Origin of the sequence: Rhizobium sp. P28RR-XV (assembly GCF_012641385.1) — a bacterium.
GTDB lineage: Bacteria > Pseudomonadota > Alphaproteobacteria > Rhizobiales > Rhizobiaceae > Rhizobium.
Genome location: NZ_JABAIG010000004.1, coordinates 128,003 through 139,969, shown reverse-complemented (window position 1 = coordinate 139,969; position 11,967 = coordinate 128,003). Strand labels below are relative to the sequence as shown.

12 protein-coding genes are annotated in these 11,967 nt (G+C 61.4%); 11 read left to right on the top strand and 1 reads right to left on the bottom strand.

Annotated elements, in window-relative coordinates; translation table 11 throughout:
• The first annotated feature begins 16 nt into the window (after positions 1-16).
• A complete protein-coding gene (locus tag HGP12_RS10055) occupies positions 17-1,153 on the top strand; it encodes an AAA family ATPase (RefSeq protein ID WP_168878724.1) in 1,137 nt (378 codons plus the stop codon).
• Positions 1,154-1,458: 305 nt separating this feature from the next.
• On the opposite strand, the gene HGP12_RS10050 is transcribed toward HGP12_RS10055, so the two are convergent.
• Positions 1,459-2,349, bottom strand: coding sequence for an AraC family transcriptional regulator (locus tag HGP12_RS10050; RefSeq protein WP_168878723.1), 891 nt, complete (start codon positions 2,347-2,349; stop codon positions 1,459-1,461).
• Positions 2,350-2,482: 133 nt separating this feature from the next.
• On the opposite strand from HGP12_RS10050, the gene HGP12_RS10045 reads away from it, so the two are divergent.
• The 10 genes from HGP12_RS10045 (at position 2,483) to HGP12_RS10000 (ending at position 11,967) form a co-directional block, all read left to right on the top strand.
• Positions 2,483-3,250, top strand: coding sequence for an SDR family NAD(P)-dependent oxidoreductase (locus HGP12_RS10045; RefSeq protein WP_168878722.1), 768 nt, complete (start codon positions 2,483-2,485; stop codon positions 3,248-3,250).
• Positions 3,251-3,311: 61 nt separating this feature from the next.
• Complete coding sequence (locus tag HGP12_RS10040) at positions 3,312-4,091, top strand: alpha/beta fold hydrolase (protein ID WP_168878721.1); 780 nt, start codon at positions 3,312-3,314, stop codon at positions 4,089-4,091.
• Positions 4,092-4,261: 170 nt separating this feature from the next.
• Entirely contained in the window at positions 4,262-4,684 is a 423-nt protein-coding gene (arr, locus tag HGP12_RS10035) for an NAD(+)--rifampin ADP-ribosyltransferase (protein ID WP_168878720.1), read from the top strand.
• Between the two features lie 189 nt (positions 4,685-4,873).
• The gene (locus HGP12_RS10030) at positions 4,874-5,221 is read left to right on the top strand and encodes an ArsR/SmtB family transcription factor (RefSeq protein WP_168878719.1); all 348 of its coding nucleotides are present in this window, start codon (positions 4,874-4,876) and stop codon (positions 5,219-5,221) included.
• Positions 5,214-5,717, top strand: coding sequence for an SRPBCC family protein (locus HGP12_RS10025; protein WP_168878718.1), 504 nt, complete (start codon positions 5,214-5,216; stop codon positions 5,715-5,717). The genes HGP12_RS10030 and HGP12_RS10025 overlap by 8 nt, the downstream gene beginning before the upstream one ends.
• A gap of 255 nt (positions 5,718-5,972) precedes the next feature.
• Entirely contained in the window at positions 5,973-8,204 is a 2,232-nt protein-coding gene (locus tag HGP12_RS10020) for a primosomal protein N' (protein WP_168878717.1), read from the top strand.
• A gap of 109 nt (positions 8,205-8,313) precedes the next feature.
• Complete coding sequence (locus tag HGP12_RS10015; RefSeq protein WP_168878716.1) at positions 8,314-8,697, top strand: DUF4345 domain-containing protein; 384 nt, start codon at positions 8,314-8,316, stop codon at positions 8,695-8,697.
• Positions 8,698-8,958: 261 nt separating this feature from the next.
• Positions 8,959-9,525 carry a F0F1 ATP synthase subunit delta gene (locus tag HGP12_RS10010; RefSeq protein ID WP_168839953.1) on the top strand — a complete coding sequence of 189 codons (567 nt, stop codon included), beginning with the start codon at positions 8,959-8,961 and terminating at the stop codon, positions 9,523-9,525.
• Positions 9,525-11,054 carry a F0F1 ATP synthase subunit alpha gene (atpA, locus tag HGP12_RS10005; RefSeq protein WP_168839954.1) on the top strand — a complete coding sequence of 510 codons (1,530 nt, stop codon included), beginning with the start codon at positions 9,525-9,527 and terminating at the stop codon, positions 11,052-11,054. Before HGP12_RS10010 ends, atpA begins: the two co-directional genes overlap by 1 nt.
• Positions 11,055-11,082: 28 nt before the next feature.
• Entirely contained in the window at positions 11,083-11,967 is an 885-nt protein-coding gene (locus HGP12_RS10000) for a F0F1 ATP synthase subunit gamma (RefSeq protein ID WP_015341388.1), read from the top strand.

Here is an 11,967-nt window from a genome sequence, read left to right as displayed (position 1 = left end):
CGGCTAAACCCCAGGCATGCAGCTACGCTCCATGTTTGCCCGGAATTATCGCTCCCTGCGCTCGATCCGCATGGATCTCTCCGATGTCAATCTGTTCATCGGCGAGAACGGTGTGGGCAAGTCCAACCTCTATCGTTCGCTGCAGCTCGTGCAGGCGGCGGTTCGCGGAAGGCTGGCGCATGAAATCTCCAGCGAGGGCGGCATGTTCTCGGCCATGTGGTCGGGCAAACGGCGTTCGCATGAATCTCCCCGCATCCGCTTCGATGTCGAGCTGCTCGATATGGAGAGGGCGGCGACCTTCCGTTACTGGATCGAAGCCGGCATGCGGCCGCCTTCTGCCTCCGCAGGCTTTCCGCTGGAGCCGCAAATCAAGGCCGAGGAACTTTCGGTAGAGACCGGGCGGCGGCCGGTGATGATGATGAAACGCGACGGTCCCGGCATTTCGGTGCGCGGCGAGACCGGGCGCATGCAAGCCCATCCCGAGCAGGCTCTGACCTCCGAAACGGCAATCGCGCTGCTGGGGGATGCCGGCTATTTTCCGGAGGTCGGCACCTTTCGGCGCGCAGTCGATGCTTGGCGCTTCTTTCACGGTTTCCGCACCGATCGCGGCTCGCCGCTCCGCGCGCCTTGCCTTGCCGTGACGGCGCCGATGCTGGATGAGGACGGCGCCAATATAGCTGCTGTTTTCGCGACGCTCGTGCATACGCGAGAGGATACCGTCGAATTGGATCGGGTTCTTGCCGCTGCCCTCGGCGGGGCGAGGCTCGTCGTGCCGGAGCCGCAGGAGACGGCGGATTTCGGCTTGATGCTGCCGGAATTTCCCAACCGCGTCTTTCAGCCGCGTGAGCTCTCCGATGGCCAGATCCGTTTCCTTGGCCTTGCCGCGGCCTTGATGTCCTACCGGCTGCCGCCGCTGATCGCGCTCAACGAGCCGGAGGCGAGCCTGCATCCGGATATGCTGCCGCCGCTTGCCGACATGATCGCGCAAGCGGCGAAGACGAGCCAGATCTGGATCGTCACCCATTCCGAGGTTCTGGCGCAGGCCGTGCGCGAGCGTTGCGGTGCCAAGCCGCGCCGGGTGATCCGCGAAGACGGCTCCACCTGGATCGACGGCATGCGGCTGACTGGCGAGGTCGACGATGACGGTGAATAGGGACGATCCGACTTCGCCACCTTCCAGCCTATACAAAGATGCTGATGCACGCGGCATTATTGACGACTAGAGCGGTTCAGCTTTTCACAGGATCTGTGAACCGCTCTATCTCTTTGTTTTCTCGCAATTCCGGACGGAAAACCGCTTGCGCACTTTTCCTGGAATTGCTCTAGGCAAAACCCCATACGGCGGCGTGGCCGGGCGAGACCTACAGTGCTTTCGAGGGCATATATTCGGCCGGACCATCGGCGTTCGAACGACGAAAAAATTTGTCAGCCGCAGTTTCGGCGTGCGCGCTGAAACAGTCAGGCCGACAGAAGCTTTCCGATGTCTCGGCGTGGCGGAGCGCCGAACAGCCGGGCATATTCCCGGCTGAACTGTGAGGGGCTGGCATAGCCCACCTCAAAGGCGACCGTTTCCGCCGACATTTCGCGCGACAGCATCAGCCGGCGCGCCTCCATCAGGCGAATCTGCTTTTGAAACTGCACCGGTGTCATCGCGGTCATTGCCTTGAACTGACGATGGAAGGCTGTCGGGCTCAGGCCGGCGAGCGCGGCAAGATCATCGACGCGCACCTGCTTGTCGAAATTGCCCCGCAATGCGTGGATCGCTTCGATCAGACGCCGGTTTCGCTCCGCACCGACGACCATGCGGGCGAAGACAGCGCCATGTGGCCCGGCCAGCAGGCGATAGCATAGTTCGCGCTTGACGCCGGGATAGAGCAGCGGGATTGCCTGCGGCTCGCCAAGCAGGCTGACGGCGCGTGCGGCGCAGCCGAGGATCGCCTCGTTGAGCTCCATAACGAAGGCGGCGGCATGCTCGTCGGAGGCCGGAGTGGGCGGTGCCTCCATGCTTTCATAGACTTCGCGTAGGATTGCCTGGTCGAGTTCGATGACGGCGCTGAGATAGGGCGCATCCGGCGCGCCGTGCACCACCTGGCTTGCACCCGGCATCTCGACGCTGACGACCATGGCCTGGCTGGTGCGATAATGGAGCTTCCGTTCGCCGAACGTCGTCCATTTCGCGCCCTGCACCACGATGCAGAGCGCCGGCCGGTGGATCAGGTGGTTCGGATGCCGCTCGGAGAAGGATCGGAGCAAGGCCAGTCCGTCGATCGCGGTGAAATAGGGGCTCCGGTTTCCATGAGCCGCAAACGCTGCGACGACGGCATCATGCAACATCGAAAGAGTGCTCAATCGGATTCCCCGCAAATCTGGAATTCCAGATTAACGCCGGAGGCAGGATCAGGCAAGAAAGAAGCCGGTTCCGGCATGTTCGCTTGTGCTTCGCCCTCTTATGTTCACCGTCATCAACCAACGGAGAACGGCAATGACACAGAATTCCGAACGCAAAATCGCAATCGTCACCGGCGGCAGCCGCGGGCTGGGCCGCAACACCGTGCTCAACCTCGCCAGACGCGGTGTCGACTCGATCCTCACCTACAATTCCAGCAGGGCGGAAGCCGAAAAGGTCGTGGCCCTAGTTGCTGAAGCTGGCGCCAAAGCCATTGCCCTCAAGCTCGACACTGGCGACGCCCACGGTTTCGACCCTTTCGTCGACGCCGTAAAGCAGGCGCTTGCCGATTTGGGCGCCGAGCGCTTCGACTACCTCGTCAACAATGCCGGAACCTCGCACCACAACAGCATCGAGGCGACGACGGAAGATGAACTGGACATGCTTTACAATGTGCACTTCAAGGGCGTTTTCTTCCTGACGCAGAAGCTTTTACCGCTGATCAATGACGGCGGCCGGATCGTCAACCTGTCGAGCGGCCTGACTCGCATCATCGTTCCTGGCAGCGCTCCTTACGGTGCGATGAAGGGAGCGGTCGAGGTGCTGACCCAGTACATGGCAAAGGAGCTGGGACCACGGCGCATCGCCGTCAATGTCGTCGCGCCCGGCGCCATCCAGACAGACTTTAGCGGCGGTATGGTGCGCGACAATCCGGATCTGAACCAGCGTGTCGCCGAAATGACGGCGCTGGGCCGTGCCGGTCTGCCCGACGATATCGGTCCGATGATTGCCTCGCTGCTCTCCGAGGACAACCGCTGGGTCAATGCCCAACGCATCGAGGTCTCTGGCGGGATGTCAATCTGAGATGCCGCTCCGGACCGAGTTCAAATAATCCTACCGCTTCGCAAACGAAGGAGATTCGATCATGATGATGAACAGACGCACATTTTCTAAAACTTTGCTCGTCGGTGCTGCCACGTCATTTGTTGCGACACATGCCGGCCTGGCCGCCACACGCACGCCTCCAACGGCGCGCAATGTCGTTCTCGTGCATGGACTTTTCGCCGACGGATCATGCTGGACCGAGGTTATCGCCCGGCTGCAGGCGAAGGGCCTAAACTGCACGGCGGTCCAGAATCCGCTCACCACGCTGCCCGATGCCGTGGCGGCCGCCGGGCGCGTCCTCGACCGGCAGGACGGTCCGACTGTCTTTGTCGGCCACTCCTTTTCGGGGATGATCCTCACCGAGGCAGGCATACACCCGAACGTCTCTTCACTGGTTTATGTCGCTGCCCGAGCACCGGATGCAGGTGAGGACTATGCAGCTTTGGCAAAAACCTACCCGACACCACCCGCAACCGCGGGCATTGTCTTCGACGGCGACGAAGGACGACTGACGGAGGAAGGGTTCCTGCGCGATTTCGGGGGCGACCTTCCCGAAGCCAGGGCGAGGGTTCTCTATGCCGTTCAACAACCATTCCAAAAGGCGTTGCTCACCGGCAAAACCTCAAACGCTGCTTGGCGCTCGAAGCCAAGCTACTACGCTGTTTCGACGCAAGATGGGACGATAAATCCAGACCTGCAGCGTTTCATGGCCAGACGCATGGGCGCTAAAGCCATCGAACTCAAATCCAGCCATCTGTCGCTCATTTCACATCCGGATGAGATCACCAAACTCATTCTGGAAGCTGCCGGGCAATCATGACATTGGATCCCCTGACGCCGCGAGAGCCGGTATTCCGAGCCTGATCGCTGCCGGCAAGGACGAACAAGGGAGCCTTCCGCCCGATGGCACTTGGGTGAGCAGAAAGGGAATCCTCCCACGCCGCTTAGCTGCCTGACTACAAGCAGACTCACAAGATAAGGACGATCACGATGACCGAAGCGCCGGACGAGGGACCCTTCTTTCATGGCACAATCGCGGATTTGCGCGTGGGTGACTTCCTCACCGCAGGATATCGGTCGAACTATCGTCCTGAAGTGGTGATGAACCATATCTATTTCACTGCCATTGTGGACGGTGCCGGGCTTGCCGCTGAAATCGCGGCCGAACTCATCGGAGGCGGCGCAGTCCCGCGTGTTTATGTCGTAGAGCCGACCGGGACATTCGAGAACGACCCGAACGTGACCGACAAGAAATTTCCCGGCAACCCCACTCGGTCGTATCGCAGCAGCGCACCGCTCAAGGTCATCGGCGAACTCACGCATTGGACCAGATTGACGCCTGAAGCACTACAGGTATGGAGAGAACGACTGACCGCACTGCGCTCAGACGAACGAGGCGAAATCATCAACTGATGCGAGGCGACACGGATCGTGTGCCCATTACACGATCGAATCGCTAAAAGGAGACGGTCCGCTTTTGACCCGCAGCAGACGATTTTCTGCTGCCGGCGCCGCAGTGCATGACCTCGGATGACCGGTCTACGGCGTGGGACGCTCGGAGCGCTTGCGCTTTCTGCGCAAGCAGGTTAAATACTGAACTATATGGTTCAGTATTTAACTCCTCCTCTCGATCTCTCGTTTGCGGCGCTGTCTGATGCGACCCGTCGCGGGATCATCGATCAGCTTGGGCGAGGGGATGCGTCGATCACCAGTCTCGCGGATAAGTTCCAGATGACGCTGACCGGCATGAAGAAGCACGTCCAGGTTCTCGAGCGGGCGGGGCTCGTCGTCACGCAGAAGGTCGGACGGGTGAGAACCTGCAAGCTTGGGGAACGCGGCCTCAAGGCAGAGGCCGAGTGGATCGAGGCGCATCGCAAGCTCTTCGAGGCTCGCTTCGAAGCTTTGGATGAAATCATCAGCGAAATGCAACAGGAGGGAAGCGATGACTGAGCAAGTTAACGGTGCATCTGGTCCGCAGAACCGCACGTCAGTCGAGCGCAGATGGGATCGCGAACTCGTCGTAACGCGGATATTCGATGCGCCGCCCAGCACGGTTTACAGGGCGTGGAGCCAACCTGAGTTGTTCCAGCGCTGGTGGGTGCCAAAATCGGTATCCGGCGTTTCGCTCGTATCGTGCGATATGGACGTCCGTACCGGCGGTAAATATCGTCTGGAATTCGGCGTCGGCGGTTCGGACACCATGGCCTTCTATGGCAAGTATCTCGAGGTGGTGCCGAACGAGCGCATCGTCTGGACCAACGACGAGGGCGAAGAGGGTGCGATCACGACCGTGACCTTCGAGGACCAAGGCGGGAGGACACTGCTGAATTTCCACGAAGTCTATCCGTCCAAGGAGGCGCTTGACGAAGCGCTACAGGGATCGGCGGCCGCATTGCCGGAGCAATTGGAGCAGCTCGACGAAATGCTTTCCATCACAGGCGAGTAGCGCGGTCGGGAAAGTCGACTCGAGGGAACGTCTGCTGCTGGGGAATGACCCAACCCTTCCGGCCGGAGCGAGGGCGCGAAGAAGTGACTCGCATCACGATCGCCAAACGGCAGCTTCGGCTCGATTGTGGTCATTGGCGGCATTGCCGCACAGGGCCAGACATTCACCGAGGCTGCGGACCGTTCGCATTTTGCGCGTGCTCTTGAGTAGCTGCCGGGTTTTCTTTTGCGCTCGTCCGGGGCATGGTCTGGCGCAATGAGCAAAGATTCTTCCGATCTGTTCGGTGCGCTTTTCGAGGCGGCGCCCGCAAAGCCTGTGATGAGCCGCACGGTTCCCGTTCTCGTGCCGATGCCGGCGCCGAGGGCCTATTCCTATGCCGTGCCCGAGGGCATGGCGGTGGAGCCGGGCTCCGTTGTCCAGGTGCCGCTGGGGCCGCGTCAGGTCATCGGCGTCGTCTGGGATGGCGAAGACGACGGCGGCGTCGACCCGAAGAAACTTCGGCCGATCAGCCATGTGTTCGATTGCCCGCCGCTCGGCAAGCAGATGCGTGACTTCATCGATTGGGTTGCCTCTTACACGCTGTCGCCGCCGGGGCTGGTGGCACGCATGGCCTTGCGAGCGCCTGCCGCCTTCGATCCCGAACCGATGATCGAGGGCCTGCGCTTCGTCGGCGGCCAGCCGGAACGGATGACGCCGGCCCGCGCCAAGGTGATGGAGATTGCCGCCGACGGGCTTTCCTGGACGCGTACCGGGCTTGCGCATGCGGCGGGTGTTTCCACCAGCGTTATCGACGGGCTGATCTCGCAGGGCATTTTCGAAACCATCTTCCTGCCACCGCCGCCCGTCGTCGCCAAGCCCGATCCTGAATTCACCGCGTCGCGGCTCGAAGGGCCACAGAGGCAAGCGGCCGAAGAGATCCTGGCTGATGTGGGCAAGGGCGAATTCGCGGTTTCCCTGATCGATGGCGTTACCGGCTCCGGGAAGACGGAGGTCTATTTCGAGGCCATCGCCGAAACGCTGAGGCACGGCAAGCAGGTGCTGATCCTGCTGCCGGAAATCGCGCTGACGGCAAGCTTTCTCGAACGCTTCCAGGATCGCTTCGGCGCCAAGCCGGCCGAATGGCATTCCGATCTCGCGCCGCGCATGCGCGAAAAAGTCTGGCGTCAGGCCGTGACCGGCGAGGTCAGGGTCGTGGCCGGCGCTCGTTCGGCGCTGTTCCTGCCTTTCGAGGATCTCGGGCTCATCATCGTCGACGAAGAGCATGACCCTGCCTACAAGCAGGAGGACCGCGTCTATTATAATGCGCGCGACATGGCCGTGGTGCGCGGCCGCATCGGCGACTTTCCCGTGGTGCTGGTTTCGGCGACGCCTTCAGTCGAAAGCCAGGTCAACGGCCAGAGCGGCCGCTACACGACAATCCACCTGCCGACCCGCTTTGGCGATGCGGCACTTCCCGATTTGCATCTGATCGATATGCGCCGGCATGCGCCGGAGCGCGGCGGCTTTCTTTCGCCGGTCATGATCCGGGCGATCGGCAAGACGGTCGCCAAGGGCGAGCAGGCGCTCATGTTCCTCAACAGACGCGGTTACGCGCCGCTGACGCTCTGCCGGGTCTGCGGCCATCGGTTCCAGTGCCCGCAATGTTCGAGCTGGCTGGTCGAGCATCGCTTCCGCGGCCAGATCCAGTGCCATCAATGCGGCTATGCCGAGCGCACGCCGGAGGCCTGCCCCGAATGCGGCACGCTCGATCATCTCGTTGCCTGCGGGCCAGGCGTCGAGCGCATCGCGGAAGAAGTGGAGCGGCATTTTCCCGAGGCGCGGACGATCGTGCTCTCCTCCGACATCATGGGCGGCGTCAAGCGGCTAAGATTAGAGCTCGATGCGATCGCCAAGGGCGAGGCTGACATCGTCATCGGCACGCAGCTCGTCGCCAAGGGGCACAATTTTCCGCTGATGACGCTGGTCGGTATCGTCGATGCCGACCTCGGCCTGGCGAACGGCGATCCGCGCGCCGCCGAGCGCACGTTCCAGCTCCTGTCGCAGGTGACGGGACGCGCCGGGCGAACCGGTCTCAAGAGCCACGGTCTGCTGCAGACCTTCCAGCCGCAGCATCCTGTCATGCAGGCGATCGTATCAGGCGATGCCGGCGCTTTTTACGAGCGTGAAATTTCCGAGCGGGAAAGGGCCATATTGCCGCCCTTCGGCAGGCTCGCCTCGATCATCGTCTCGGCCGACACGAGGCAGGATGCCGAAACCCATGCCCGCGGCATGCGCAATGCGGCGCCGCAGGTGACGGGCATTTCGGTGCTCGGTCCGGCCGAAGCGCCGATCGCGCTCGTGCGCGGCCGCCACCGTTTCCGCCTGCTCGTGCACGGCCGCCGCAATTCCGACATGCAGGGCTTCCTCCGGGCGATGCTGGCGCAGTCACCGAAGGAGCGTGGCTCCGTGCAGGTGCAGCTCGACATCGATCCGCAAAGCTTTCTGTGATTGACGCTGCAGATATCTAGACTGCGCCTTCCCCTTGCAACCCGGATCATGCCATAAGTTCGGCCGTCTCACTTACATGATTTGCGCGCGGCTGATTTTGGGGCGACCGATGGAGCTTTATTTTCCGACCGAATTCGGCGAGCGGCTTGCTTACTGTTCGGCTGCCGTCACCACGCTCATCGGCCTCTTCCTGATGTTCGGGCCGGGCTATGCCTACCGCTTCCTCAAGTTGCAGGTGAAGGAAGGGCGCTCCGAAGCCTATGCCGAGGCTCGCTCCGCTGGCGGCTTCATGGTCGGCTTCGGGCTGGTGGCGATCCTGTTGGCACAGCCGATGATCTATCTCGCGCTCGGCGCTTCCTTCGGCGTCGCGGCGTTCGGTCGCATCCTGTCGCTGATGTCGGATCGTGGCAGTGTGTTTTTGAGTCTTCTCCTTCTGGTTGCGCAGGCTGCACTGGCGGCGCTACCTTTTCTCTACGGGCTAGGCTATATTTGAGCCGAAAACAGCTCCGGCGCGGCTTTTTCGCCGGCGCTATCCCCATGCTTTTCGAGTTTTGGCATCATAAATTCGCCCGAATGGCGCATTCGTCGATTACGCGTGTTGCGAGTCTCAATATCCTATGTTAGACGAACCCCGAATTTCGGATGCGGTGGGAGTGCGCTCCTGCTGATTTCTGGGGGAAATCAAAACGAATTCAAGGACATATGGCTTCCGTCATCCGGAAGTCGAGTTCTTGGGTTGAAATCAGGGAATTTTGTGCCCGTGGCAGACACATCCCAGCATGTTTCTGGCGTTGCAGAACGATATGCCTCGTCGCTGTTCGAATTGGCCCTTGAAGAGGGTGCAGTGCCGGCAGTGACCGCCGATCTCGATCGGTTCCAAGCCATGCTCGACGAAAGCGACGATCTGAAGCGTTTCGTCCTCAGCCCGGTTTTTTCGGCTGAAGATCAAGTCGGCGCGATCCAGGCGCTGGCAACGAAGGCTGGTTTCGGTGCCTACGTCACCAATTTTCTGAAGCTTGTGGCCAGCAACCGGCGCCTTTTTGCGCTGCCGGGCATGATCAAGGCTTTCCGCATCATCGCCGCTCAGCATCGCGGCGAGATTTCCGCCGAGGTAACCTCGGCCCATGCGCTCACTCCGGCGCAGGAAGATGAATTGAAGGCGGCGCTGAAGGGCGTCACCGGCAAGGACGTGGCGATTGCCGTCACCGTCGATCCGTCGATCCTCGGCGGCCTGATCGTCAAGGTCGGTTCGCGTCAGATCGATACGTCCCTTCGCACCAAACTCTCCACCCTTAAGCTTGCATTGAAAGAGGTCGGCTGATGGATATCCGCGCAGCGGAAATTTCCGCAATTCTGAAAGATCAGATCAAAAACTTCGGCAAGGAAGCTGAAGTCTCCGAAGTCGGCCAGGTTCTCTCCGTCGGTGACGGTATCGCCCGCGTCTACGGTCTGGACAATGTTCAGGCCGGCGAAATGGTCGAATTCCCCGGCGGTATCCGCGGCATGGCGCTGAACCTTGAAGCCGACAATGTCGGCGTGGTTATCTTCGGCTCCGACCGCGACATCAAGGAAGGCGACACCGTCAAGCGCACCGGCGCGATCGTTGACGTTCCGGTCGGTCCGGAACTTCTCGGCCGCGTTGTCGACGCGCTCGGCAACCCAATCGACGGCAAGGGCCCGATCAACGCGACGCGCCGTTCGCGCGTCGACGTCAAGGCTCCGGGCATTATTCCGCGCAAGTCGGTTCATGAGCCGATGTCGACCGGCCTCAAGGCCATCGACGCTCTGATCCCGGTTGGCCGCGGCCAGCGCGAGCTCGTCATCGGCGACCGCCAGACCGGCAAGACCGCCATCATTCTCGACACGATCCTGAACCAGAAGGCCATCCACGATGCCGGCCCGGACAGCGAAAAGCTGTACTGCGTCTACGTCGCCGTCGGCCAGAAGCGCTCCACCGTCGCTCAGTTCGTAAAGGTGCTCGAAGAGCGCGGCGCGCTGAAGTACTCGATCATCGTTGCCGCGACCGCTTCCGATCCGGCTCCGATGCAGTTCCTGGCTCCGTTCGCCGGTTGCGCCATGGGCGAATACTTCCGCGACAACGGTATGCATGCTCTGATCGGTTACGACGACCTGTCCAAGCAGGCTGTTTCCTACCGCCAGATGTCGCTGCTGCTGCGCCGCCCGCCGGGCCGCGAAGCCTATCCGGGCGACGTTTTCTACCTGCACTCGCGCCTCCTCGAGCGCGCTGCCAAGATGAACGACGAGAAGGGCGCTGGTTCGCTCACCGCTCTCCCGGTCATCGAAACGCAGGGTAACGACGTTTCGGCCTTCATTCCGACCAACGTGATCTCGATCACCGACGGCCAGATCTTCCTAGAAACCGACCTGTTCTATCAGGGTATCCGTCCGGCCGTTAACGTCGGTCTGTCGGTTTCGCGCGTCGGCTCGTCCGCTCAGATCAAGGCGATGAAGCAGGTTGCAGGCTCGATCAAGGGCGAACTCGCCCAGTATCGCGAAATGGCTGCCTTCGCCCAGTTCGGTTCCGACCTCGATGCGGCAACGCAGCGCCTGCTGAACCGCGGTGCCCGCCTGACCGAGCTCCTGAAGCAGCCGCAGTTCTCGCCGCTGAAGACGGAAGAGCAGGTCGCGGTGATCTTCGCCGGCGTCAACGGCTACCTCGACAAGATCGCCGTTCCGCAGGTCGGCAAGTTCGAGCACGGCTTCCTGTCGTACCTCCGCTCGGAAGGCAAGGAAATCCTCGACACCATCCGCACCGAAAAGGCCATCAGCGACGCGACGAAGGGCAAGCTCACCGCTGCTCTCGACAGCTTCGCCAAGTCTTTCGCGTAATCGGGCCAAGCTCTAGGACGGACCAAGGATGCCTTCACTCAAGGATCTGAAAAACCGGATCGCCTCCGTCAAGGCGACGCAGAAGATCACCAAGGCGATGAAAATGGTCGCCGCGGCGAAGCTTCGGCGTGCGCAGGAGGCGGCCGAGGCCGCCCGGCCTTATTCGCAGCGCATGGCCGCTGTTCTGGCCAACATCTCGGCTGCCGTCAGCGATGCTGACGGTGCGCCGCTCTTGATGACCGGAACCGGCAAGAGCGATGTGCATCTGCTTGTCGTCTGCACGGCCGAGCGCGGACTTTGCGGCGGCTTCAATTCGCAGATCTCGCGTTTTGCCCGCGACCATGCCCGCAAGCTTCTGGCCGAAGGCAAGACGGTGAAGATCTTCACCGTCGGCAAGAAGGGCTATGACGTGCTTCGCCGCGAATACGCATCGCTGATCGTCGAGCGCAAGGAACTGCGCGACGTCAAGCGCATCGGCTTCGACAATGCCGACGCCATCGGCAAGCGCATCATCGAGATGTTCGAAGCCGGCGAATTCGATGTCTGCACGCTGTTCTATTCCGAATTCAAGTCGGTGATCAGCCAGATCCCGACGGCACAGCAGCTGATCCCGGCTTCGGCTCCGGCCGTCGTCGAAGAAGATGCAGCCCACAAGGGCGCCGTCTACGAATACGAGCCGGATGCGGCTTCGATCCTCGCGGACCTGATCCCGCGCAACATCTCCGTCCAGATCTTCCGCGCGTTGCTCGAAAACGTCGCCGGCGAGATGGGCGCCAAGATGAGCGCGATGGACAATGCGACGCGCAACGCTGGTGAGATGATCAACAAGCTGACGCTGAACTACAACCGTCAGCGCCAGGCACAGATCACCAAGGAATTGATTGAAATCATTTCGGGCGCGGAAGCGCTCTGA